Annotated in this window: 24 protein-coding genes; 8 read left to right on the forward strand and 16 right to left on the reverse strand. The window is 67.8% G+C overall.

Annotation, left to right across the window (positions count from 1 at the left end; genetic code table 11):
• Positions 1-166 precede the first annotated feature (166 nt).
• On the forward strand, positions 167-994 hold the full coding sequence (locus ABZX86_RS31755; protein ID WP_355128737.1) for a PhzF family phenazine biosynthesis protein: 828 nt from the start codon (positions 167-169) through the stop codon (positions 992-994).
• 43 nt (positions 995-1,037) lie between these two features.
• Here the strand turns inward: ABZX86_RS31755 and ABZX86_RS31760 are convergent, their stop codons facing one another.
• From ABZX86_RS31760 to lspA, 8 genes are all read right to left on the reverse strand, one after another.
• Positions 1,038-1,949: an ADP-ribosylglycohydrolase family protein gene (locus tag ABZX86_RS31760; RefSeq protein WP_355128739.1), complete on the reverse strand. Its 912-nt coding sequence runs from the start codon at positions 1,947-1,949 to the stop codon at positions 1,038-1,040.
• A gap of 115 nt (positions 1,950-2,064) precedes the next feature.
• Positions 2,065-2,436 (reverse strand): hypothetical protein, encoded by a 372-nt coding sequence (locus ABZX86_RS31765; RefSeq protein WP_327140935.1) that lies wholly within the window; start codon positions 2,434-2,436, stop codon positions 2,065-2,067.
• Positions 2,437-2,447: 11 nt separating this feature from the next.
• The gene (locus ABZX86_RS31770) at positions 2,448-2,930 is read right to left on the reverse strand and encodes a roadblock/LC7 domain-containing protein (protein WP_355128741.1); all 483 of its coding nucleotides are present in this window, start codon (positions 2,928-2,930) and stop codon (positions 2,448-2,450) included.
• A gap of 72 nt (positions 2,931-3,002) precedes the next feature.
• The gene (locus tag ABZX86_RS31775) at positions 3,003-3,881 is read right to left on the reverse strand and encodes a hypothetical protein (protein WP_355128743.1); all 879 of its coding nucleotides are present in this window, start codon (positions 3,879-3,881) and stop codon (positions 3,003-3,005) included.
• The gene (locus tag ABZX86_RS31780; protein ID WP_327140938.1) at positions 3,871-4,263 is read right to left on the reverse strand and encodes a hypothetical protein; all 393 of its coding nucleotides are present in this window, start codon (positions 4,261-4,263) and stop codon (positions 3,871-3,873) included. Before ABZX86_RS31780 ends, ABZX86_RS31775 begins: the two co-directional genes overlap by 11 nt.
• Before the next feature lie 253 nt (positions 4,264-4,516).
• A complete protein-coding gene (locus tag ABZX86_RS31785) occupies positions 4,517-5,287 on the reverse strand; it encodes a hypothetical protein (protein WP_355128746.1) in 771 nt (256 codons plus the stop codon).
• A 333-nt stretch (positions 5,288-5,620) separates the two neighbouring features.
• A complete protein-coding gene (locus ABZX86_RS31790) occupies positions 5,621-6,544 on the reverse strand; it encodes an RluA family pseudouridine synthase (protein ID WP_355128748.1) in 924 nt (307 codons plus the stop codon).
• Positions 6,541-7,200 carry a signal peptidase II gene (lspA, locus tag ABZX86_RS31795; protein ID WP_355128750.1) on the reverse strand — a complete coding sequence of 220 codons (660 nt, stop codon included), beginning with the start codon at positions 7,198-7,200 and terminating at the stop codon, positions 6,541-6,543. The genes ABZX86_RS31790 and lspA overlap by 4 nt, the downstream gene beginning before the upstream one ends.
• A 212-nt stretch (positions 7,201-7,412) precedes the next feature.
• Between lspA and ABZX86_RS31800 the strand changes: the two genes are divergently transcribed.
• Positions 7,413-8,300, forward strand: coding sequence for a hypothetical protein (locus ABZX86_RS31800; protein ID WP_355128965.1), 888 nt, complete (start codon positions 7,413-7,415; stop codon positions 8,298-8,300).
• A gap of 5 nt (positions 8,301-8,305) precedes the next feature.
• On the forward strand, positions 8,306-9,085 hold the full coding sequence (locus ABZX86_RS31805; RefSeq protein WP_355128752.1) for a hypothetical protein: 780 nt from the start codon (positions 8,306-8,308) through the stop codon (positions 9,083-9,085).
• A gap of 193 nt (positions 9,086-9,278) precedes the next feature.
• Here ABZX86_RS31805 and ABZX86_RS31810 read toward each other — a convergent pair whose 3' ends face one another.
• The 3 genes from ABZX86_RS31810 to ABZX86_RS31820 all read right to left on the reverse strand — a co-directional run bounded on the left by ABZX86_RS31810 (position 9,279) and on the right by ABZX86_RS31820 (position 14,778).
• The gene (locus tag ABZX86_RS31810) at positions 9,279-12,584 is read right to left on the reverse strand and encodes an arabinosyltransferase domain-containing protein (RefSeq protein ID WP_355128754.1); all 3,306 of its coding nucleotides are present in this window, start codon (positions 12,582-12,584) and stop codon (positions 9,279-9,281) included.
• Positions 12,585-12,731: 147 nt separating this feature from the next.
• Positions 12,732-13,232: a hypothetical protein gene (locus ABZX86_RS31815; protein ID WP_355128756.1), complete on the reverse strand. Its 501-nt coding sequence runs from the start codon at positions 13,230-13,232 to the stop codon at positions 12,732-12,734.
• 202 nt (positions 13,233-13,434) lie between these two features.
• Positions 13,435-14,778 carry a DNA polymerase IV gene (locus ABZX86_RS31820; RefSeq protein WP_355128758.1) on the reverse strand — a complete coding sequence of 448 codons (1,344 nt, stop codon included), beginning with the start codon at positions 14,776-14,778 and terminating at the stop codon, positions 13,435-13,437.
• Positions 14,779-15,041: 263 nt separating this feature from the next.
• Between ABZX86_RS31820 and ABZX86_RS31825 the strand changes: the two genes are divergently transcribed.
• Both ABZX86_RS31825 and ABZX86_RS31830 read left to right on the forward strand, forming a co-directional pair.
• Positions 15,042-15,920, forward strand: a complete 879-nt coding sequence (locus tag ABZX86_RS31825; protein ID WP_355128760.1) for a UTP--glucose-1-phosphate uridylyltransferase — start codon at positions 15,042-15,044, stop codon at positions 15,918-15,920.
• Positions 15,921-16,102: 182 nt separating this feature from the next.
• Positions 16,103-17,143 (forward strand): alpha/beta hydrolase family protein, encoded by a 1,041-nt coding sequence (locus ABZX86_RS31830; protein ID WP_355128762.1) that lies wholly within the window; start codon positions 16,103-16,105, stop codon positions 17,141-17,143.
• A 4-nt stretch (positions 17,144-17,147) separates the two neighbouring features.
• On the opposite strand, the gene ABZX86_RS31835 is transcribed toward ABZX86_RS31830, so the two are convergent.
• Both ABZX86_RS31835 and ABZX86_RS31840 read right to left on the reverse strand, forming a co-directional pair.
• Positions 17,148-17,765, reverse strand: coding sequence for a hypothetical protein (locus tag ABZX86_RS31835; protein ID WP_355128764.1), 618 nt, complete (start codon positions 17,763-17,765; stop codon positions 17,148-17,150).
• Between the two features lie 118 nt (positions 17,766-17,883).
• Entirely contained in the window at positions 17,884-18,327 is a 444-nt protein-coding gene (locus ABZX86_RS31840) for a MarR family winged helix-turn-helix transcriptional regulator (RefSeq protein WP_355128766.1), read from the reverse strand.
• Between the two features lie 54 nt (positions 18,328-18,381).
• On the opposite strand from ABZX86_RS31840, the gene ABZX86_RS31845 reads away from it, so the two are divergent.
• Positions 18,382-19,419: a hypothetical protein gene (locus ABZX86_RS31845; protein ID WP_355128768.1), complete on the forward strand. Its 1,038-nt coding sequence runs from the start codon at positions 18,382-18,384 to the stop codon at positions 19,417-19,419.
• Between the two features lie 4 nt (positions 19,420-19,423).
• Here the strand turns inward: ABZX86_RS31845 and ABZX86_RS31850 are convergent, their stop codons facing one another.
• The gene (locus ABZX86_RS31850; RefSeq protein ID WP_355128770.1) at positions 19,424-19,966 is read right to left on the reverse strand and encodes a TetR/AcrR family transcriptional regulator; all 543 of its coding nucleotides are present in this window, start codon (positions 19,964-19,966) and stop codon (positions 19,424-19,426) included.
• 73 nt (positions 19,967-20,039) lie between these two features.
• Here ABZX86_RS31850 and ABZX86_RS31855 point away from each other — a divergent pair, with 73 nt between their 5' ends.
• Positions 20,040-20,453 (forward strand): organic hydroperoxide resistance protein, encoded by a 414-nt coding sequence (locus tag ABZX86_RS31855; RefSeq protein WP_355128772.1) that lies wholly within the window; start codon positions 20,040-20,042, stop codon positions 20,451-20,453.
• Between the two features lie 6 nt (positions 20,454-20,459).
• Here ABZX86_RS31855 and ABZX86_RS31860 read toward each other — a convergent pair whose 3' ends face one another.
• Positions 20,460-20,999: an NlpC/P60 family protein gene (locus ABZX86_RS31860; RefSeq protein WP_355128774.1), complete on the reverse strand. Its 540-nt coding sequence runs from the start codon at positions 20,997-20,999 to the stop codon at positions 20,460-20,462.
• Positions 21,000-21,295: 296 nt separating this feature from the next.
• Entirely contained in the window at positions 21,296-22,111 is an 816-nt protein-coding gene (locus ABZX86_RS31865) for a carboxymuconolactone decarboxylase family protein (RefSeq protein ID WP_355128776.1), read from the reverse strand.
• 119 nt (positions 22,112-22,230) lie between these two features.
• Between ABZX86_RS31865 and ABZX86_RS31870 the strand changes: the two genes are divergently transcribed.
• Positions 22,231-22,809 carry a TetR/AcrR family transcriptional regulator gene (locus tag ABZX86_RS31870; protein WP_355128778.1) on the forward strand — a complete coding sequence of 193 codons (579 nt, stop codon included), beginning with the start codon at positions 22,231-22,233 and terminating at the stop codon, positions 22,807-22,809.
• Positions 22,810-22,862 lie beyond the last annotated feature (53 nt).

Consider the following 22,862-nt stretch of genomic DNA (forward strand, 5'->3'; position numbering starts at 1 on the left):
AGCACCACCACCGCCGCCGGTAGATTGACGACCCCGCCCGCACTGGGCGCGGAGGCCCTCAGGTGCGCCGCCGCCGCTGTCAAATCCAAACTGGTCGCATGGTTTGGCTCGCCGGTGAACTGCCTTGTCCCGGACGTTCTTTGAACGAAGGGGTACCTTGGCCCCCATGGAGGTCCTGCTGCACCAGATCGACGCGTTCGCCGACGCACCGTTCTCGGGCAATCCGGCGGCCGTGATGCCGCTGCTGTCATGGCTGCCGGATGAGCTGCTGCAACAGCTGGCCGAGGAGAACAATCTCGCCGAGACCGCCTTCTACACCTCCGCGCTACCGCCGGACGCCGGTGCGCCGCCGGACAACTCGCCCGCCTTCCATCTGCGCTGGTTCACCCCGGCCATCGAGGTGGCGCTGTGCGGGCATGCCACTCTCGCGGCCGCCGCGCAGATTCTGGACGATATGCATCCGGGCGCGGATCGCGTGCACTTCTTCACCCGCAGTGGCTGGTTGCGCGTCGACCGGGACCGCGATGATCTGGTGCTGGATCTGCCGGCCGTTCCCTCGGCCGAAATCGACGTGCACGGCGAAGTACCGCGCGCCCTCGCCGCGGCCCTGGGTGTGCGGCCGCTGCGCGCCTTCGAGGGCACCGATGTGGTGCTGGTGCTCGCCTCGGAAGCCGAAGTGCGAGAAGTACATCCGAACTTCTCGGCCTTCCCGAAGCTCAACAGAGCCGCCATCGTCACCGCGACGGGTGACGAGGCCGACTTCGTCTCGCGCGTCTTCGCACCGGGCGTGGGCATTCCCGAGGATCCCGTAACCGGTTCCGCCCATGCGCAACTGACACCACTGTGGAGTCGCGAGCTCGGTCGCAATGCCATGTCGGCCCGGCAGCTGTCCGCACGCGGCGGTGCGCTGCGATGCACGCTGGCGGGCAGCCGCGTGCGGTTGGCCGGGCGCTGCCGCCGCTATCTCGACGGCGTAGTTCGCCTGCCCGACTGAGGGTTTCGGCGACCGCTCCGCTCAGCGATCGACACCGCCCGATTCAGCGATTGACAATGCGCTCGGTGAGCGCCGTCAGATCCTCGGCCCGGTAGCCCGGATACCCGTGCAGCATGGCCCGCCACTGCTCCGGAACGGCCGAGGCGCCCCAGCGCGCACCGAGCAGGCCACCGGCGATGGCGGCCGTGGTATCGGTATCACCACCGGCGCGCACCGCGAGTTCCAGTGCGGCGGGCAGGGAATCGGTGTGGGTGATCGCCCACCAGGCCGTCTGCAGGGCGTGCACCACCCAGCCGTTCTTGGGGAAGTCCTCGGGCGCACCGGTTTCGGCCTTGTCCAGCAGCGGTCCCCAGAAGCCGGCGTCCACCATCGAAAGCGATTGCCGCACACCGTCATAGGTGCCGTACAGTACCGCGTGCCGGATGGCCAGGGTCCACAGTTTGCAGGCCTGCATGGCCTGCATGTCGTAGTGGGTGAGGGAGCTGACCACCGCCGCGGCCTTAGCGCAGTGCGCCTCGTCGTCGAGGTACGCCAGCGCCACCGGGGCGGTGCGCATGAGCGACCCGTTACCGGCCTTGAGGCCGCCGAGTTCGTGCGCGTGGATCTGCATCTGGCGGCCGGTCGGGCTGCGCCACTGCAGCACCTGGCTGGTCTGCGCGCCGACATCGGCGGGTTTGGAATCCCACCAGGTGATGAACTCGGCGGCCACCGCGTCGAGTCCGGGCTCCTCGTGCAGATTCACCGATTCGGCGGCCGCACGCGCCACCGCGACGGCCATGGAGGTGTCATCGGTCCACTCCCCCGGCGCCCAGTTGAAGGCCCCGCCGCCCTTCATCTCGATCACGATATTCGGACTGGGATGGGTGAACTCGTAGCCCGCGCCGAGCGCATCACCCGCCGCCGTTCCCAGCAGCACCCCCGCCGCCCGATCCGCCTGCTCCGCCGTCAGTTCCATCCGAGCTCAGCCCCTCTCGATCCGCACGCCTGAAGACCATCCTCCACGACGTTACGACAGCGCGTAGGAGCCCGCCGCTGGCCCCCGGTGTGTCCGGGGACCGCCGGCCGCGCTGCTAGACCTCCAGCTCCTCCTCGATGCCCTTGAGGCGGTGCCGGGCCATGGCGAGATTGGCGCGGCCGCGATCGAGGGCGAGATAGAGGAACAGGCCCTTGGATTTTCGACCGGTCATGGGCCGGATGATGTGGTACTGGCTGGAGAGCGTGATGAGAATGTCCTCGACCTCCTCATTGAGACCGAGCTGTTCGATGGTGCGCATCTTGGCGCGCACCACCTCGGTATTGCCGGCGGCGGCGACCTGCAGATCCAGGGCCTTGGAGCTGCCGAGCATGCCGAGCGCCATACCGCTGTTGTAGTCGACCACGGCGGCGCCGAGCGCACCATCGACAACCATCATGTCCTTCAGCGCAATATCCATGTTGGACATGGCCGTTCCTTTCAATCGGTGTTCTTCTTCGGGGCTTTCCTGGCCTCGTCGGCCAGGGCCGTCAATTGGTCCGCGATGGCGCGCGCCACCGGACGCGACTCCAGGTGCAGGCGGCCCACATTCACCTCCGGGCCCGCCAGCACCGTCAGCGAGGCCGTCCATCCGGCCGCGTAGATCACCACGTATCCGCCGGAGCCGTGCACCACGACCTCGTGGAAGCCGCCGCCGTGCGCCGTGGTTGCCAGCCGGTGCGACAGCGACAGTTGCGACGCGGTGAGCGCGGCCATGCCACTGGGCTCTATGTGCGCCGGTAGATCGTGCGCGATCAGCAGCCCGTCGGTGGATGCGATCAGCGCGCCGGTGAGTCGGGGGACGCTGTCCCGCAACGATTTCAGCTGCGCCAGTAGCATCGTGTTCGGTTCCGGTCCGGACATCGCCACCTTTGTCGACCTTCTTCCCATCAGTTCGCCGAGCCGCTTCTTTCGCGCGCTCACACCAGCTCCTCCAAGGCCGCCTCCCACTTCGTCCGCCGAGCCGTTTCTTTCGTGAAATCGGCTTTCGCGCGCTCACGCCAGCTCCTCCAGTGCCGTCCGGACTCGGACGAGCACTTCGCGGTCGATGGGTTTCCAGCGGTCCGGGGCGGACGTCATGGCAGCCGAACGCACCCGGCGGCGCGGGAGCGGCGCCGGGGGCAGGACCACCCGGCGCTCGGTCTGCACCTCGGAGGACGGCTGGGATTGCGCTGCCGCGGGCGGCTGGAGCTGCCCCTGCGGAGGCGGCTGGAGTTGTAGGAGGGCAGGCCGTTCGGGTGGGGCCTGCGGGGCGGCCGGGGCTTCGATGAGCCCGGCCGCGGTGAGTTCACGCACCGCCGTGAGGCAGCCGAAAGTGGTGCGGCCCAGCTCCCGGGCGATACCGGTGATGCTGCGCTGCGCATCGGCGGCGGCGAGCACCTCGGCCTGACCGCCGGTGAGCACCACCCGCTGCCGCCGGATCCGGCGGGCCGGGATCACCGGCGCACGGTCGATGAGCGTGATGGGCCACGGGCCCGCCTGCGGATCGCCGCGGCGGGCGCACTCCTGAACCAGGGCGCGGGGCGCGATCCGGCAGACCGAGGCCAGCCAGTGCGCCGGCGCGGGCCGGAATTCGAGGACCTCGGGTGCGGACAGCAGGAAGTAGGCGGCATCGAAAACCGCGATCGCGGCGAGGGTTTCGAGTTGCGGGCAGGCCAGCAGCGGACTCGGATCACCGCCGGCGGCGAGCTGCCACTGTTCGGCGGTCGCCACACCCGCCTCGACCACCAGCCGATCGAGCCCAGTAGTCCGGTGGCAATCGGCGCAGGCGATGGCGCCTTCGGTGAAGTGGAACGCGCCATCCCCTGCGCGCAGTACTCCCGTCGAGCCTTCGTCTTCCAATCTCCGCAATTCACTTGCGACTTCAGCGTTCATGCCCGCCCTCGCCCAATTCTGCGAGTATTCCCCGCAGCCGGAATCGGGCCATACCGAGATTGCCGGTCTCATCATCGAAGAGCACGTGCACGAACAGCCGCCCCTCGAAGTCGCCCTTGATCAAATTCAGCAGGTGGTACCCGCCGGTCCCACAGACGATGATCTCGGAGATGTCATCGTCCTCGCGGCCACTGGCCAGCGCCGGGCAGCCGAGCACCGCGCGCACCACATCGGTGCTAGCTGCGGCGTCTTCATGTTGATCGAGTGGATCCTGCCGTCCCGCACCGGCAATCGCCAAGCCGCTCGCACCGTCCACCAGCGTCACACTGCGCGCACCGGGGATATCCATGATGCGCTGCAGGCAGCCGTCAATACCGATCACCGCGCCACCGCTTTATCTAATAAGCCTTTACGAATTCAAGACGCTACACACGCCCGCGACCCGGCGTACAGCGAATGCGCGAGAATTCGGATGGCACACAGCATTTCCCCCGGCTACCGGCCAAGAATACCTTTCGGTATTCAATACCTTTTGGTACAAATAACTTTCGGAATGCAATACTCACCCGCAAAAGATAGCCAGAATGGTCATCCCAGCAAACATGATGCGGGGCGATAGCCGAGACCGCGCAGACTCAGTTGTCCGGCACCGGACCGTCATCCGCGCCGAAGTCGGCGCGGTCCCGCTGCTCGGGCAGCAGCGGGGACAGCGCGAAGACTCCGGCGGACGCATCGGCGGGCAGCGCCTCGATGGCGCGAACTCCGGGCAGGGCAGCCAGGTTTCGCAGCTGCGGCAGCGTGGCCTGCACCACCAGACCGACCAGACACGAGCAATTGGCCGAGAGCCGCGCATAGGTCACCTGCTGGACGCGCTCGGCACGGTCGCCGTCGGCGTGCATGGCCCAGACCGTGGCGGCAGCCGCCCGCTGCGAGGCCACGGCGACCGGACCGCCCGCGGGTAGCGGGATCTGCACGATCGGCGTCACCACCCGATCGATCGGCACATGGTAGAGCGCCTCGGAAACACGCAGATCCCCGGCGAATTCGGGGATGCGATCGGAGCTGACGCCCGCGGTGAAGGAGATCAATGCCCAGTGCGCATCGGTATCGGTGGCCGCCAGCGTATTTCGCGCACGCGCCAGGTACTCGGCAACAGGCTCACTGTTCTCCGGGCCGAGGCGATCGGAGGAGATGATCGCGGGGCGGGGCGGAATCGCCCAGCCGAGCAGCACGATCAAGATCACGAAAGCCGTTGCCGCGACCCCGATTCCGAGCCGCCGCCGAGTGGAGTCGCGCGTCGGAATGGAGCCAGCCGCACCCTCCACCTCGCGCTTCGGTGCGGCGTCCGGTCCGTTGTCCACCTCGGTGGCCGACCCAGGATCCGCTGCGGAGTCCGGCCCGGGCACAGCCCCAGCGTCGGGCCCGTGCGCAGGTTCCGACCCACGGTCCGCTGCGGAGTCCAGCCCGAACGCAGCCCCAGCGCCCGGCCCGGGCACAGGTTCCGACCCACGGTCCGCTCCGGAGTCCAGCCCGAACGCAGCCCCAGCGCCCGGCCCGGGCACAGGTTCCGACCCACGGTCCGCTCCGGAGTCCAGCCCGGGCACAGCTCCAGCGTCCGGCCCGCGCGCAGCTCCAGCGTCCGGCCCGTGCTCAGGTTCCGGCCCGCGTTCCGCGGCACTGTCCTGCACGCGCTCCTCCTCGTACGGCGGGCGATGCCGCACTGTATTGCCAGCGGCGAGCTAGGCGCGCAGGACTTCCAGGGCGTGGGCGAGGTCGGCGGGGTATTCGCTGGTGATCTCGATCCAGCGGCCGTCGGCGGGGTGGTTGAAGCCGAGCTGTTTGGCGTGCAGCCACTGGCGTTCCAGGCCCAGGCGTTCCGCGATGCGCGGGTCGGCGCCGTAGGTGAGGTCACCGCAGCAGGGGTGGCGGACGGCGGAGAAGTGCACGCGAATCTGGTGTGTGCGACCGGTTTCCAGATGCACGTCGAGCAGGCTCGCGGACTGGAAGGCCTCGATGGTGTCGTAGTGGGTGACGCTGGGGCGGCCGTCCGCGGTGACCGCGAACTTCCAGGCATTGCCGCGGGCCCGGCCGATCGGCGCGTCGATGGTGCCGCTGCTGGGATCCGGATGTCCCTGTACCAGAGCGTGATAGCGCTTGTCCACGGTGCGCTCCTTGAAGGCGCGCTTGAGCACCGTGTACGCCCGCTCGGACTGCGCGACCACCATGACCCCGGAGGTGCCGACATCCAGGCGGTGCACGATGCCCTGGCGCTCATGGGCGCCGGAGGTGGAGATGCGGTAGCCCATGGCGACGAGCCCGCCCACCACGGTGGGTCCGGTCCAGCCGACGCCGGTGTGCGCGGCCACGCCGACCGGCTTGTCCACGGCCACGATGTCGTCATCGGCGTAGAGGATCTTCATACCGTCGACGGGAGTCGCCTCGATGGTGAGTTCCCGCTTGGGCTCGGGGAATTCGACCTCGAGCCAGGAGCCCGCGTTCAGCCGGTCGGATTTGCCTGCCGCCACCCCGTCGAGCTGGACCGAGCCGTCCTCGGTCATGGCGACCACGGCCGTGCGCGACAGGCCGAGCAGCCGGGACAGTCCGGAATCGACACGCATTCCGTCCAGTCCGTCCGGCACCGGCATACTGCGGGTTTCCTTCATACGCTCTTCTCCTCCGCGTTGTCGTCCTCCAGGTGCCGGTGCATGCGCGTCCCGTCCGGTTCGAAACCGAACACCGTCAACGCCACCAGTAACACCGCGCCGCAGACGATCGCCGAATCGGCGACATTGAACACCGGCCACCAGCCGACCGCCACAAAATCCACCACATGCCCCTGCAGCGGCCCCGGCGCCCGGAACAACCGGTCGATCAGATTGCCGAGTGCACCGCCGAGCACCAGACCCAGGCCCACGGCCCACGGCAGCGAGCGCATGGTGCGGCCGATCCGGATCACGCCGATCACCACCGCGGCGGCCACCAGCGTCAGCAGCCAGGTCATACCGGTCGCCATCGAGAACGCGGCGCCCGGATTGCGCACCAGCGCGAAGCGCACCGAATGGCCGATCAGATAGACCGGATCGCCCGGGGTCAGCTTCGCGACCACAATCGTCTTGGTCAGCAGATCCAGTCCGAGCGCGACCACGGCGACGAGCAGCAGGGTGCGCAGACGCAGCGGTCGCGCGGTCGCCTCCGGCTCGGCCGAGGCGTCCGGATCAGCGGCGGGGGCCGGCTCCGGCGGGGCGCCGACGGGTGCGCTGTCGGCGTGCGACTCGTCTGGTTCCTCAATGCCGGATTCGCGCGGCCGGTCGGTACTCACGGGTCACATCATTCCCTATGACTATCCAGCGCCCGATGGCCGGACGGCGCGGCCGCTTCCCAAGCTGATTATCAGGAAGTGGTCGTAACCTGTTCGACGTGACGGTGTTGTCTTCATCCCCCAGCTCGGCGAACGCCACCGCACCCTGTTCCGGCTCACCCGGCCGGCCTCGACCGGGACTACGCAGCACCCGATCCGGTGTCTTGCTGCTCGTGCTCGCGGTGACGCTCTCCGCCTTCGGAGTCGGCTGCAGCGACCACACCGAGGGCGCCGCCGAATCCGACAGCGCGGAACCGCTCGGCATCGGCAAAGAGGTCACCATGCCCATCGCGGCGGTGACCACCACCATCGTCGATCCGGGCGCCGAACCGCGCTCCGCACTGCGGCCCGCACTCGAACAGGGCACCACCCAGCAGGTGACGCTGCGTACCGACCATCACATCGAACAGCAGATCAATGCGCAGGCAGTGCGTGATTTCTCCCCGCCCGCCGTGACCATTCCGCTCACCGCGCAGGCGGGCAGCGACGGTGTGGAGCTGACCCTGGGCACCGTCACCTCTCCCGATCCGGCGCTGGCCAAGGCGCTGCTGCCCGCGGACGGATCGCACGCCGGTTTCGATATCAGTGATGTGGGGGCGATCACCGCGCTGCGGATGGCGCCCAAGCCCGCCACCTCCGATGCCGCCCGCGCGGCGTTGGAACAGGCGTTCTATCAGGCGGTGTACCAGTCCATCGCGTTCCCGGACGATCCGGTCGGGGTGGGCGCGGTGTGGACGGTGCGCCAGCAGGTTTCCGGCAGCGTGCCGCTCGAGCAGGTGACCACCGCGACGCTCACCCGCCGCGACGGCAATCTGCTCACCATCGAGCTCGATGTGGTGCAGACGCCCGAGACCACCGTGTGGCGACTGCCCAATCAGGCCGGGCAGCTGGAGATCGTGGACTACCTCATGCACGGCACCGGGACCATCGATGTGGATCTCGGTCTGCCGCTGCCCGTTTCGGGGCAGGTCGAAGTCGGCGGCAATCAGACCTATCGCGATCCCAGCAGCTCGGTCACGCTGAGCCAGACGCTGCGCACCCAGGTGCAGTGGGGATCCTGACCCGCGTGGCGGCGACGACCACCGCACGAACTGCCGGGCATGATGGCGCGGTGATCGCATCCACCACTACACCCCGGCGGCCGCGCGGGCGGACCGCACTCGTCCTGCTGCTCAGTACTGTTGCCGTATCCGCCTGTGGTTCCCACGATTCCGCCGCGCCCGCACTGCCGACGCTGGGGCCGACCGTGCAGCCCAAGGCGACGGTCGCGCCCGCGATACCGGATGTGATCACGCTGCGCGCCCAGCTGCTCGATGTACCGCAGCTGCCCAGCGGGTACTCCTCACTCGGTGATCCGGCGCCGGGCAGCACCACCGGCGCGGGTGCGCGCACCACGCCCGCGCAGTGCGCGAAGGTGCTGGCGCCGATTGCCGAACAGGCGCCGAACGCCGTCACTCGGGCGGCCGCGCAGTACGGCGGACCGGACTTCGACAGTATCGATATCGATTCCGCGGCCTATGCGAACGACGGAGCGGCGCAGGCGTTCTCGGCGGCGCAGACGCTGCTGCGGCAGTGCGGAACGTATTCCAGCACCGATACCGACGGGTCGAAGGTGCAATTCCAGGTCGGCGGACTGAATCAGCCGACCGCCGGGGACGGATCCTTCGGGTTCCGGGTGCACACCACCAGCCAGGGGCTCACGCTCTACACGGCGGTGAGCATCACCGTGGTCGGATCCACCGTCGTACAGCTCGCCATGTCCGGCACGAACGAGCCTGACCCGCAACAGCTCAGCGCGCTGACCGATGCGCAGGTGCACAAGCTGCGCGGCGACGCCGGACCGTAGCCTCCGCAGCGGACTGCGCCCGCCGGGGATCGAAACGTCCGCATACGATCGCGCCTCCGCTCTCCGGATACGACCGCGCCCCTGCCATCCGGATACGGCCACGGCCCCTGCCATCCGGATACGGCCACGCACCGCCGGCCGGATACGACTGCGCCCCCGCTTCGAGTGCGAAGCGGGGGCGCGGTGTTCCGGACTACTGCCAGCCGGTCACATTGATCGGACCGGGACTCGACAGGGCCGAGCGGGTTTCCGGGGTGACCACCGGGAGCGCGCGGATGGCGGTGTCGTCGATGCGCGAGAACTGTTGCAGCTCACCCCAATCCCGGCGCCAGTCCTGGTTCAGATACGTCGCCAGGGTGTGCGGGCGCAGCAGCATGGAGCTCCAGCCGAGCGGGCCGCCGCCCTCATGGCTCTCCCAGGCGTTCGTATCCTTCGCGCCGCCCCGGTCGGGCAGGATCCGATAGCTCGGCACCTCGGCGATGCCGACCTTGTGGTCGAACGGGCGCTGGCACGGGAATTGCAGGCCGACAGCCCAATCCAGCAGCACCGGCTGCTGGGAACCGATCAGATCCTGCAGGATGCGGGTCTGCGGGACGCGCGGCGGGGTCAGGGCGACCCACTGCTTGGGATCACGGTCCCGATCGGTGGCGACCAGGCGGACCACGGTGGCATCGGCCGGAATTTCGGTGAACGGCACCCGCAGATTGCGCCAGGTCGGCGACGGGCCGATATCGATCGGCGTGACCCGGCCCTGCGGCTGCGCCTCGCCCGCGGGATCGGCTGTGCCGTATTCGATTTCGACGGACTGACCCGGGGTCACAATGCCGTCCTTGTCAACGGAGCGAATGCGGCCGGCGGCGGCGATGGAGATGATGCCGCCGCGGTGGGCGGTATCGGGGAGCCGGTACCAGCCGGTGGTGAGCGAAGCGATGGATTCGCCGGTCCCACTGGAGCCCAGCACCGGTACCCGGGCCGGGTCCAGGCCGAACGGCAGTGCGGCAGTGGTGGTTCCGGTTTCACCGGCGGTGGACTTGTTGTTCAGCGCGGTGGTGATGGCGCTGGTGTCGACCTCGTCGTCGGCGGTCATATCACCGGCGACGCCGGTCGGGGTGAAGCCCTTCGCGTCGGCGGCGAAGGTGCTGAAGGCGTCGCCGGTCAGCGGCGCCAGCAGGCCCGCGTTCGGGTCGGTCTCCACCAGGACGTCTCGGGCCAGGCCGCACGGTTCACCCAGTGCCGCAGCCACATTCGAGCGGGCCAGGGAGAACGCCGGGCCCTGTGCGGCGGCCGCCTTGGCGAACGAGGCGACCTCGAACAGCACCATGAACGCGGCCACCACGGTCAGGGGCGGAATGGCCGTCAGCCGCCAGGCCTGCCGGGAAATGCGATGCGGGGCGGTCGCCGGATCGGGCGCGCGCACATGCCACCAGCCGGCCAGCGCGAGCAGGGCCAGCGCCGCGAGCAGGAAGACCTTGTTCAAGCCGATACCGGCGATCACCACCGGCTTGTCGTTCCACGGAATGCCGTAGTTCGAGACGTACCACCAGCCGTTGATGCTGGAGAAGGTGATGGCCAGCGCGAAGGCGACCACCGCGGCGAAGAGCGCGCGATTGCGGGGCGAGCGCATGACCTTCGGGCCCAGCGCCACCGCCGCCAGCACCGCGATCACACCGGCCAGTCCGGCGTAGATGCCGTTGTGGTGCGTCCACTTGGTGGGTGTAGTCATCATCAGCAGGATCACCCCGACGGTGCTGCCGAGCACGCGTCGTGCCGGACCCGAGGCGACGGTGGGAATCCGGCCGCCCTTGCGCAGCAGCACAAGTGCGACGGCCGCGATGCCCAGCCAGAGCATGAACATGCCGAAGCGGCGGGCCACCGAACCGTCGATGGTGTCCATGAACAGGTACTGGTAGCGCAGGTATTCGTCCGGCCACTTCACATCCGGGCCGACGATGGAGTGCACCCGCTGCATCTGGAGCATGGACGAGAGCGGCTGCACGCCGAACATGGCGACCAGCACCACGGTTCCGGCGGCGACCAGCGGCGCAGCCAAGGTGAGATACGCGACGAAGCGGGCGCGCACCACGGTGAACACCCCGGCGTTCTCGGCTGTCGGCCTACTCAGTGCGGCGGCCCGGGTATCGAGCACCCGCCACACCGGGCGGATACCGGCCAGCAGTGGTGCGAAACAGATCACGCCCGACGGGCCGACGGTACAGGCGAACGCGCCGATGGCGATGGCGACGCCGTACGGCAGCAGCCGCCGGGTGGCGATCGAGCGCTCTACCGAGACCCAGGTCAGCAGGACGGCCAGGCCCACCATGGCCTCGGGGCGCAGGCCGTTGTTGTACGGCATCCAGACCGCCAGGAAGCCCAGCGCACCGGTCCACACCGCGACACGATTGCGGCTGATGCGCGCGCCCAGGCGGGGAATGACCTCTTTGCTGATCGCCAGCCAGCAGACGAAACCAGCCAGCAGGGCGGGTAGCCGGACGAACGGGCTCGCGACGCTGATCTCGGCGAGGCGGCCGATCAGGTCGTAATACGGTGTGCCGACCGGGTTCTCGGGGACGCCGAAGTAGGCGAAGTAGTTGGCCATATAGCCGGCGCCGATGGAGGTGCGGGCCATGCCGAACTGGTAGCCGTCATCGGAGGTGGTGGAGCCGATGAAATGCCACAGCACCAGGGTGCCCAGCACCGTGGCGTCCACGGCGGTGAAGCTCCACCAGCGCTGCGGGAGGAAGCGGCGGGCGCGGCGGCCGTCGCGGCGATCGAGGCGGTAGAGGGCGAACAGTGCGAGCAGCGTGCCCAGCACGGCCGTCCACATGGCTGCGCGCTTCACCAGGGTCGGATGCGCGGAGAAGCGACTGTCGACCCGGGCGGTGACCGTGGTGCCGTCCGGTGCGGTCAGATCGCTGAAAATGCCGACCAGCTGCGGGCGGTAATCACCGGAGAGAGTGACCGGGGTCACGCTGGAACCGGTGAGAGCCAGTGTGGCCTTGGTCATTTCGGTGTGCACGGTGAGCGCGCAACCGGCCGGGAGTTCATCCACCGGGACGCTCAGCAGGGACTGATTGTGCAGTACCGCTTCGAGTTTGCTGGGCGTGGCCGTTCCGTCGGCAGCGGTGGTGACCGCGGTCACTCGCGCGACAAAACCGTATCGCTCCAGATTGGGGGCACCATTGGGACCGGTCGCGATCAGGGTCCCACCGTGCGAACCGAGCTGCGCCACAGCCGAACACGGAATGGTGGCGTCGAAAGTCAAGGGCGCGTACGAGACCAGCGGAGCCTCCACGCTGCGCGCCGAATCACCTTGCGGCCAAGAGAGTGTCGCGGCATCCACCCGCACCGGCAACAGTGGCACCGCCACCGCGCACAACACTGCGATCAGACCTGCGATCAGGGCGAGCGGCCGTTCCCATCCCCCGGGTCTGCCTCGCACGGTTTCGGGTCCAGCTCGTCCGGCGGAATCCTGCCCCGCCTTCTCCATCACGTCGGTCACGATCGCCGATCCTAAGCGGCGCCCCGCACCTTCCGCTCCACGGTCACCGAACCACCCAAACCGCCCAGGTCACGAGCGGGGGCAATCACCCCGCACAGGCGAACGGGCCCGGCACTCCAGTGGAGTGCCGGGCCCGTTCGGGAAGAGTCAGCTGCAGGCCGGGGAGGTCTGGTTCGCGAGCGACAGCGTATTGCAGATCCACTCCTTCTGGACCTTCCACTTGCCGTCTTCGGCCACGAACGGCACCACCATCTGCTGCGGCGCGCCGCCATTGATCGACGCCTGGGCATCGGCGGTGATGGTGCCGTTGCCGAGGTCGGTCACATTGGTGACCGTGATGGTGGCGTTGTTCTGCTTGTAGGCGTCGGCCAGCCGGCTCGGGAGGCTCGGGTCCGCCTGCACGCCCTGCATCATGTCCAGCTTCTCGGAATCCGGGATGGACGGATCGAGGGCCTTCTGCAGCTGGGTGTTGAGGTCCGCCGCGGTCGGGGCCGGCGGGAAGTTCTGGGCGGCCGAGGTGCTCGCGGCGCTGGTGGTGTGGGTGACCTTGGTCCCCGGCTTGTCACCGCTGCCACACGCCGACAGCCCGAGTACGGTGACGACGGCCAGTGCGGCGACCGTGATGCGTCCAGTCTTCTGAAGCTTCAACTGCTCGTCCTTTGCGTTCGAGTAGGTCCGTTCGACAACGTGACAGCTACACCCGACCGGCGACGCTGCACGACGACACAGAGGCTACCAACGACATCCGTGCGAAGCCGCCTCCGAACACGCCACGGGGGCACTTTCAGTCCGAATCCTCATAATCGCCGCATTCGTCCCTTACTTCCGGGCCGAAAACCCCTGGTAAGTCTCAGCGCAGACTGTCGAGCGGATCGGCGCGGGTCAGCGCGGTATCGGTGGCCGCGAAGGTGCGCGCCGGACCCGTTCCGGTGGAACGGGTCTCGAATCGGACCGTCACCACCCCGTGCCCGGCGCCCTGCACCCAGCCGTGCCCGAATTCGGTGTGCACCACATCCAATCCGGGATACCAGCTCGCGGTGCCGTAGGAGCGAGCGGCGGGCGGCACCACCGGATCCGGTGCGACGGCCAGTCCGAGCGTGGGCTCCTCGGACACCGATTCGGCAATGGTGTCGACGGTCTGGTCCAGCTCCGGGAACAGCGATTCCTGCCGAATTTCCGACAGTCCGGCGAAACCCACACCCACCAGGCGGATGGACCCCAGTTCCGCCGGATCGATGGCCGAGCGCTGCGCCGCCGCGGTGAGCGTGGCCAGCTCCTCGGTGGCATAGGGCAGCGTGGACGAGCGGGTCACAATGCTCATATCGGCCCTTTTCAGCTTGAGCACCACCGTGCGGGCCGCGCGGCCGTCCGCGATGAGCCGCCGGTGCGCGGACACCGCCATGGCCTCGATGGCCGGGCGCAGCTGAGCCAGCGTGACGATATCGGTCTCGTAGGTGGTCTCGGCGCTGATCTGCTTAGCCTCCGCACGCTCGGCGACGGGCCGGTCATCGATGCCGCGCGCCAGCCGGTGCAGCGCAATGCCCACGGCGCTACCGAGAATCGAGGCCGCCTCGGCCTCGGGCAGTGCGGCGAATGCCCCGACGGTCTCGATTCCCATTGAGCGCAAACGGCTTTCGGCTACCGGGCCGATACCCCAGAGCCGCCGCACCGGGAGCGCGGCGAGGAACTGCAACTGCTCGGCGGGCGAAACCACCCGCACCCCATCAGGTTTCGCCATATCGGAGGCTATCTTGGCGAGCTGCTTCCCGCTGCCCGCACCCACCGAGGCCACCAGACCCGTGCGTTCGCGCACCAGTGCGCGCAACCCTTCACAGAATTCGAGCACCTCGGCGGCGGTGGCCCCGGCCAATTCGGCGGGCTCCCCGAACGCCTCGTCGAACGAGAGCGTCTCCAGCACCGGAATCCGTGATCGCAGAGCCTCGAACACCTGCCCGCTGAGTTCGGCGTAGACGACACCGCGCGGGGGCACCACCACCCCGTTCGCACCCACCAGGCGGCGGGCCTGATGCATGGGCATGGCCGAGCGCGCCCCGAACACGCGCGCCTCATAACTCGCGCCCGCCACCACCCCGCGGCCGCCCATTCCGCCGACGAGCACCGGCCGCCCGCGCAGCGTCGGGCGGGTCAGCTGTTCGACCGAGGCGTAAAACGCGTCCATATCTATGTGCAGCACCCAGCGCCGGCCCCGGCGCGCATCGGCATTCGCCCGGTCATCACCCCCTTTTGGACGCTGACTATTGGCTGAGAGGCTGCTGCCGGTCTGCTGCGAATTCGGTTCCCCCGCCGATAACCTCAGATCGACCCCGCTCACCCCCGACGGCCCACTGTGACCAGGCACAATGCGCTCGTCTGCGGAATAGGCAGCGGTGTTCACGATCCGGAATCTACGCGTCACTACCGACAAGTCCGGACATCGCCGTGTGTGATGATCGGTCTATGACGATTCGCAAGGCCGTGATCCCCGCCGCCGGCATCGGTTCCCGCCTGCTGCCACTGACCAAAGCGATTCCGAAGGAGATGCTCCCGGTCGGCGACAAGCCGGTCATCGAGCACACCGTCCGCGAACTGGTGGCCTCCGGGATCACCGATATCACCATTGTGGTGAGCAACGGAAAGTCATTGATCCAGGACCACTTCCGGCCCAACCCGCAGCTGGTGGCGCAATTGCGCGCCGACGGCAAGGCCGCCTACGCCGATGTGGTCGAGGAGGTCGGCGAACTGAGCCGCCGCGGCCACATCACCTATCTGGACCAGCACGGGCCCTACGGCAACGGCACTCCCGTGCTGAATGCCGCCCGCAATCTGGGCGACGAACCGATGCTGGTGCTGTGGCCGGACGACGTCTTCGTCGCCGCCGTGCCGCGCGCACAGCAGTTGATCAACGCCTATGAGAAGACCGGCGCACCGGTGCTGGCGCTCATGCCCATGGACCCGTCCGATTCGCAGCGCTACGGCGTCCCGGTGGTCGAGGAGACCGCCGGGGACGGCCTCATGCGCATCAGCGGATTGAAGGAGAAGCCGAAGCCCGCGGACGCGCCGTCGAGCTTCGCCGCCGTCGGCGGCTATGTGGTGACCCCCGGCATCATCGCGGAACTGCGGTCCCAGGTGGACAACTGGTACACCCACCGCACCGGCGAGGTGTACCTGACCGATGCCATCAATATCTTCGCCGCCTCGAACCCGGTGTACGGCCAGGTGATTCAGGGGCACTGGTACGACACCGGCAACCCGGCCGACTACCTGGTGGCCCAGTTCGCCTCGGCGCTGGCGCATCCGGAGTACGGCCCGCTGCTGCGGCAACTCGTCGCGGAGTAGGCCCCACCAGCAAAAAGTCACAAATGCGTCAAACAGGCTCCAGCACGCCACGAGCTATTTCGTCAAAACCCGAAACATAGGGGCAACATTTGGCGATCATCCGTGCGGGAGATACTGGCTAGTACGGGAGTTCGGTTTTGCTTTGCGACAGTGCCGATCGGTACAGAGTTGGCACACGGGCGATGGCGCTCGCGGCCACAGCCACCTTCTTCATCGGGTCACTCACCACTCTCACGGCGACGGGTACGGCGCTGGCAGCGCCACCCGACCCCATCACCAGCACCGCGACCCTCGCCGGCACACCGGTTTCCGATGACGGATCCAAGATCTCCGCCTTCGAGGTGCGCGATAAGCACAATCTGACCCTGCACGTGCACTCCGCGGCCATGAACGACGACGTCACCGTGGACGTACAGCGCCCGGCCGACGCCTCCGTGGCCCGGCCGGTGCTGTATCTGCTCAACGGCGCCGGCGGCGGCGAGGATACGGCCACCTGGAAGCGCAATACCAATGCCACACAGTTCTTCTCCGACAAGAACGTGAACGTGGTCATGCCCATCGGCGGCGCCTTCAGCTACTACACCGACTGGCGCGCAGTCGATCCCAAGCTCGGTCTCAATATGTGGAAGACCTTCCTCACCGAGGAGCTACCGCCGCTCATCGACGGCGCGTTGAACACCAATGGATTACGCGCCATCGTCGGCATGTCCATGTCGGGCACCTCGGTGCTGCAGTTGCCGATCGCCAAGCCGGGACTCTACAAGGCGGTCGCCTCCTACAGCGGCTGCGCGCAGATCAGCGATCCGATCGGACGTAATTTCGCGCAGATCGTGGTCTCCATCGGCGGCGGCAATCCGGTCAATATGTATGGGCCGGTGGACGATCCGGAGTGGGCCGAGAACGACCCGTATCTGCACGCCGACGCACTGCGCGGGCTCGACCTGTACATCTCCAACGGCAGCGGGCTGCCCGGGCGGCACGACAATGTCGCCGATACCCGCAGCCTGGGGCCGGCCGACGGCGGCATCATGCAGCAGCTGCTGGTCGGCGGCATTCTGGAGGCGGCCAGCGACTGGTGCGCGCGGAATCTGCAGACCAAGCTCGAGCAGTTGAACATTCCCGCCACCTTCGATATCAATCAGGCCGGCACCCACTCGTGGGGTTACTGGGAGGACGCGCTGCGCGCCTCGTGGCCGGTGCTGGCCAAGGGTCTGCAGCTGTAATCGCCTACGGCAGCGGGACTATCACCACGCGATTGTCCCGCAGGGCCGGAATCCAGAGATTGCGCCCGGCCGGATCGACCGCGAAATCGCCCGGCCCGTGCAGACTGTGCGGATCCTGCAGCGCCAGATCGTCGAGCAGGGCGGGTGCGTTGTCACCGAGCCGGGCTTCGAAGACCTGCCCGTGGGTATCGGTATCGAAGCCGACCACCCGATCGATATCGGTGACGAAGACCCGATTGCCGGTGTACGCCAGCCCTTTCGGCGCGTTCAAGGGCGGATCGCCGGGGCGGGGCATGGCATGGCGGGCCGTCACCGTACCCCCCGAGTTCAGTTCGGTGAGATAGCCGTCGCCGTCCTGGGCAGGCTCCCGGTCGGCTCCGATATTGGAGATGAACCACCGGTCCCCGGCGAACAGCACGCTCTCCGGCGACGAGAAGCCTTCGAGGGAACCGGGTTTCGGGGCGGCGCCGGGTGTGTGGGCGGTGATCGGGCCCGCGGTCCGGATGGTGCCGCCGTCCCAGGTGCCACATCCGGTGGCGGCCACCAGCAGTAGGACGCCGACACAGGTCGCTACTATCGCGCGACCGCTCTCGACTGCGAAACCGTTCGACATATGGGGCATGGCGCCCACCCTCCGACGGGAGATCCCGCCGGCCCGCGGGACCGGTTCAGTGTATCCAGCAACCGGTGCGCGACTGACCGAAATCGATTGAACTCCGGCCTGTTTCAGTACACGTCAACTACTCGTCGGCAGCGTTGTACCGGACCAGATAGTCCGCCATGCGAGCAATATCCGCATCATCCCAGTCGCGCAGACGTTCCGCGAAGGCCGCGGCCCGGGCGCGCGCGGCATCTCCAGCAACCCGCCGGCCCGCCGTCGTCGCCCGCAGCACATGATTGCGCCGATTGGCCGGATCCGCCTCCCGGGTGAGATAGCCGAGATGTTCCAGGGCCGCCACCTGGCGGCTGACCGTGGACTTGTCGAGATGGAAGTGCCCGGCCAGATCACTGGCGAGGCAGCCCTCGCGTTCGATGACCAGATCCAGAATGCTCGACGCCACCAGCGACAGCTCCGGATGCAGTTCGGCGGCCCGGCCGCGGGCGCGGCGCGAGAAGGCGGTGAGCTCGCGCTGTATGACCTCGATCGCGTCCGCACGCCCCGGGAATGCCGATTCACTCTTCATAGTTGTATAGTACAACCTAGATAGTTGCATTTACCAACCATTTGGAGAGAGATCATGACCTCGGCCCAGATCCGGCATATCGCCACCCACCTGCTGACCCCGCTGCTCATGTGCCTGGGCATGGGGCTGGCCTATCTGGGCGCCTTCCACCAGCCCGCGCCGAATCATCTGGCGATTGCGGTGGTCGGCGATTCGGCACAGGTCAAGGTGCTGGCGCAGACACTGAAGGACACCGGCGGCAACGCGCTCGACGTCATCACGCTGCCCAGCCGCGACGCGGCCGTCACCCAGCTGCGCAATCGCGATCTCGCGGGCGCCTACGTCCCCGACACCCAGCATCCCGAAGCACTGGTCGCCAAGGCCGGGTCCGACACCACGGCCATGGCCGCCGAGGCGGTCTTCGGACAGATCGCCGCGAAACAGGGCGCGGTGATGACCACCACCGATATCACCACCGCCGCCTCCGGCGATCCCACCGGACAGGGCATCTTCTTCCTGCTGGTGGCACTGAGCATCGGTTCCTACGGCAGTGTGGCGGCCATCGGCGCGGCCGGCGCGGGCATGTCCATGTGGGCCAAAGGCCTTATCGGACTGGTCACTTCACTACTGGTCAGCCTCATCGGCCTGGCGCTCGCGGGCCCGGTCTTCCATATCGTCGACCATGACAATGCCGCCGTCTGGGCCATGTCGTGGCTCTACTCGGCGGGCATTCTGGCCGTGGGCATCGGTGCGCACACCTTCCTGAAGCGCTGGACCACCCTGGCCATGATGGTGCTGTTCGTGATGCTCAACTTCACCACTTCCGGCGGCGTGTACACCCCGTGGCTGCAGAACGATTTCTTCGGCGCCCTGCACGCCTTCTGGAACGGCGCGGGATTCGTCGAGGGTGCGCGCAGCCTGCTCTACTTCGACAGCGCGGGCTTCGGTCCCCGGCTCACCAGTCTGTTCGCCTGGTTCGGCGCGGGTCTGCTGGTCATGGTCGCCGCCGCCGTCGCCGAGAAGCGCCAGGCAGCGAGCGCACCCCGGCACGCGGCGGTCGCCGAACCGGTCGCCGAGGCCGAGGAGGAGATGGAGGAGACGGTCGGCGTCTGAGCGGTCAGGGGTGGGTTACCAACTGCGCCAGCGCAATTCGGATTCCCGCCTGCACCGTCTCGTCGTCGCCCAGACCCCCGCTGAGGGCCACACCGTCCCGAGTCAGCAATAGTGCGCGCGCCGCACGGTCCGGATCATCGTGACCGGCGGCGCGCAGCCGTGTGGCCATGAGATCGCGGAACCAGCCTCGATAGTCGTCGACGACCTTGCGCACCGCATGCTCGGGATTCGGAAACTCCACGGCCGCATTGAGAAACGGGCAGCCTCGGAAGCCGGGACCGCAGCTGAGCTCGCCGAGCCGTTCGAAAATGGTGACGATTCCCTCGGCGCCCGCACCGGGCACCGACTCCAGAACATCGCGCTGCCGGTCGTATTCGCGCACCAGATAGGCCACGACCAGGTCTTCCTTGGTTTTGAAGTGACGGTAGAAGGTGGCCTTGGCGACGCCGGCCTCCGCGATGATCCGGTCGATACCCACGGTGTGAATGCCCTCGGCATAGAACAGCCGAGTGGCCGTATCGAGGAGACGTTCGCGGGCTTCGCTCATACCCTTGACTCTAGCAGACAGATCTGTCTACTCTTAGCTCGGAAGTACAGACAAGTCTGTCTAGGAGGACGCAATGCCCGCTCTCTACACCGCAGTAGCCACCTCGGTCGGCCGCGACGGCCGCTCACTCAGCGATGACGGCGTGCTCGATCTGAAGCTGGCCCGGCCGAAGGCCATGGGCGGCGTCGGCGACGGCACCAACCCCGAGCAGCTCTTCGCCGCCGGCTACTCCGCCTGCTTCGCCAGCGCGCTCCAGGTGGTCGCCAAGCGCAAGAACATCGAGGCCAGCGAGGCCGCGGTCACCGCCGAGGTCACCCTGAACACCCAGGACGGCGGCGGTTTCGGGCTCTCGGTCGTGCTGCGCGTCGAGCTCCCCGAGCACCTGCAGAACGAGCAGGGCCGTGAGCTCGTCGAGGCCGCACACCAGGTGTGCCCGTACTCCAATGCCACCCGGGGCAATATCCCGGTGGAACTGGTTGTGGAGTAACAGGATTCAGTAGAACCGGCGGATGGTGTAGATGTCGAACTGCGACAGCGGGGTCAGGCCCACCGGCACGCCCCAGTCGTAGGCATTGAGCACATTGCCGCCGCCGGCATAGATACCCACATGCGAGGCATCGTCGTTCAGAATGATCACATCGCCGGGCTGCAGCGCGCCGAAGGGGACCTCCAGGCCCACTTCGGCCTGCTGCCAGGTGGTGCGCGGCATATCGATGCCGACGCTGCGGAAGGCCCACTGCACCAGGCCGGAGCAATCCCAGGCATCCGGGCCGACCCCGCCCCACAGGTAGGGCTTGCCGGTCTGGGTTTGCGCCAGGCTCAGCGCGATCATGGCGCGGGGGCTGGCCATGGGCATTTGCGCGGAGCCGCTGGCACTTCCGGAGGCGGAGCCGCTCGCGCTGCCGGAGGCCGAACCCGAGGCCGCGGACCCGGTGTCGGCGTGGACGGTTCCCGCCCAGAGCGCTCCCGCCAGCAGCAAAGCCGCCGCTGTCGTCAGAGACGACGCGAACCGTCGTAGCAGCCTTCGTGTCATGCACTCGCCCTTCAGCTCAACGGCGCTGACCGGGGGGAGGACATATAGCTCCAGCAACCATTCCGCATTCAGAACGATCACCAGGGAGACTGCACAGAAGCTCTGTAGCCGGTACTACATGTCGTGACGTTCAGCGCTTTTCGTCTGGAACTAGCGAAACAACTCGAAATGGCAGTAAAGCTATACGTTAGCTCTACAGTTGCTGTTTTATCCCATTCGAAACACGCTTCACAAGGGGTTCGCTCCGGGCGAGTCGCGAGACCCACATCACTTCGCCCTCTTTCGAGGGCCCGGAATCAGCTGTCGTCGCGAGCCGCGAAAACCTCCCGGGCGGCGGTGACGGCATTGAGCGCGGCCGGAAATCCGCCGTAGCCCGCCATCTGGATGATGACCTCCACGGCCTCCTCGCGGGTGCCGCCGACATTCAGCAGCCCGTGCAGGTGCACCCGCAGCTGCGGCGCGGCATTGCCCATGACGGTGCAGGCCGCGACGGTCGCCAGTTCGCGGGTCTTCAGATCCAGCCCGCGCCGCGAGTAGACGTCCGCGAAGGCGAATTCGACCAGGTAGCGGGCGAGGTCGGGGGCAATGTCCGCCAGCGTTTCGAAGATGTGATCGGCGGCGTCGCCGTCGACCTCGGCGAGCTTGACCAGGCCGCGCTCGTAGCGCTGCTGCGTGGTCTCGTCGGGGCGAATCTCGCTGTCGCCCAGCGGACTTCCGGCCTCGGGGCGATCGGCGAAGGCGGCGCGGGCGACGGTCAGCCCGTTCAGCGTCGCGGGGAAGCCGGCGTACAGGCCGATATGGACGATGGTCTCCACCACCTCGGCCGGGGTGACACCGACGGTGAGTGCGCCGTCGATGTGGAAGCGCAACTGGGGTGCGGCGGTACCGAGTGCGGTCAGGGCCGCGACATTGATGATCTGCCGCTGCCGCAGGGTCAGGCCCTGGCGCGAGTAGATATCGCCGTAGCCGAATTCGACGACATAGCGGCCCAGATCGGGGGCGATATCGGCGAGGCTGTTCACCACGGCCCGGCCGTTCGGGCCGCCGACCTGATCCAGTACCGCGAGGCCACGGTCGTAGCGGGTATCGGAGGTCTCGGGAGAGGCGTTCATACGAGGCTACTTTCAGGCGGCGGCGGCGAGACGGTCCGTCTCGTCTCAGTACGCTAGGTGGCCGCTATGCCCCCTGTCAAGACGAGACGTACCGTCTCGTTGTGCGCTACGCTGGGCGCGTGACTCCACCGAATCCGGAACTCCGCAATCCGCGCTCACACCGGGCGATCCTGGATTCGACCTTCGAACTGGCCGTCAGCAAGGGCTACGGCAAGCTGACCGTCGAGGCCATCGCCACCGCGGCCGGGGTGGGCAAGCAGACCATCTACCGGTGGTGGCCGTCCAAGGGCGCCATCGCGCTGGACGCGATCAACGAGCGCATGGGCCACCTCACCGACTTCCCCGATACCGGGGATATCGAGGCGGATCTGCGCAGTCAGACCACCGCGCTGGCCGGACTGCTCAGCAGCGATATCGGCATCGTCTACCGCGGGGTCATCGCCGAGGCGCAGAGCGATCCGCAATTGGCGGCGAATGTGCGCGACGCGATTGTCGGGCCCCGATCGAAGCTGTGCCGGGACCGGCTCGAAAGAGCCGTCACCGCAGGACAACTCCGCGGCGACATCCCGACGCGCGCCATGGTGCAGCTGCTGTACGGACCGCTGTACTACCGGTTCCTGCTCGGCACCGATGACGTCCAGGATGCCCCGGAGCTGGTGGGCTACATCCTGGCGGGGCTGCGGACGCCTGAGGAGTAAGCACCCCGTCATCCTGCCCGGCACGACGGACGGTTCCTGCCCGGCACGACGAA

The organism is Nocardia sp. NPDC006630 (genome assembly GCF_040611495.1).
Taxonomy (GTDB): Bacteria; Actinomycetota; Actinomycetes; order Mycobacteriales; family Mycobacteriaceae; genus Nocardia.

Excerpts from the sequence above, each read along its gene's own strand:
- ABZX86_RS31755 (WP_355128737.1), top strand. The coding sequence starts at position 167 with ATGGAGGTCCTGCTGCACCAGATCGACGCGTTCGCCGACGCACCGTTC.
- ABZX86_RS31760 (WP_355128739.1), bottom strand. The coding sequence starts at position 1,949 with ATGGAACTGACGGCGGAGCAGGCGGATCGGGCGGCGGGGGTGCTGCTG.
- ABZX86_RS31765 (WP_327140935.1), bottom strand. The coding sequence starts at position 2,436 with ATGTCCAACATGGATATTGCGCTGAAGGACATGATGGTTGTCGATGGT.
- ABZX86_RS31775 (WP_355128743.1), bottom strand. The coding sequence starts at position 3,881 with ATGAACGCTGAAGTCGCAAGTGAATTGCGGAGATTGGAAGACGAAGGC.
- ABZX86_RS31790 (WP_355128748.1), bottom strand. The coding sequence starts at position 6,544 with ATGAAGGAAACCCGCAGTATGCCGGTGCCGGACGGACTGGACGGAATG.
- ABZX86_RS31825 (WP_355128760.1), top strand. The coding sequence starts at position 15,042 with ATGACGATTCGCAAGGCCGTGATCCCCGCCGCCGGCATCGGTTCCCGC.
- ABZX86_RS31830 (WP_355128762.1), top strand. The coding sequence starts at position 16,103 with ATGGCGCTCGCGGCCACAGCCACCTTCTTCATCGGGTCACTCACCACT.
- ABZX86_RS31835 (WP_355128764.1), bottom strand. The coding sequence starts at position 17,765 with ATGCCCCATATGTCGAACGGTTTCGCAGTCGAGAGCGGTCGCGCGATA.
- ABZX86_RS31840 (WP_355128766.1), bottom strand. The coding sequence starts at position 18,327 with ATGAAGAGTGAATCGGCATTCCCGGGGCGTGCGGACGCGATCGAGGTC.
- ABZX86_RS31845 (WP_355128768.1), top strand. The coding sequence starts at position 18,382 with ATGACCTCGGCCCAGATCCGGCATATCGCCACCCACCTGCTGACCCCG.
- ABZX86_RS31850 (WP_355128770.1), bottom strand. The coding sequence starts at position 19,966 with ATGAGCGAAGCCCGCGAACGTCTCCTCGATACGGCCACTCGGCTGTTC.
- ABZX86_RS31855 (WP_355128772.1), top strand. The coding sequence starts at position 20,040 with ATGCCCGCTCTCTACACCGCAGTAGCCACCTCGGTCGGCCGCGACGGC.
- ABZX86_RS31860 (WP_355128774.1), bottom strand. The coding sequence starts at position 20,999 with ATGACACGAAGGCTGCTACGACGGTTCGCGTCGTCTCTGACGACAGCG.
- ABZX86_RS31865 (WP_355128776.1), bottom strand. The coding sequence starts at position 22,111 with ATGAACGCCTCTCCCGAGACCTCCGATACCCGCTACGACCGTGGCCTC.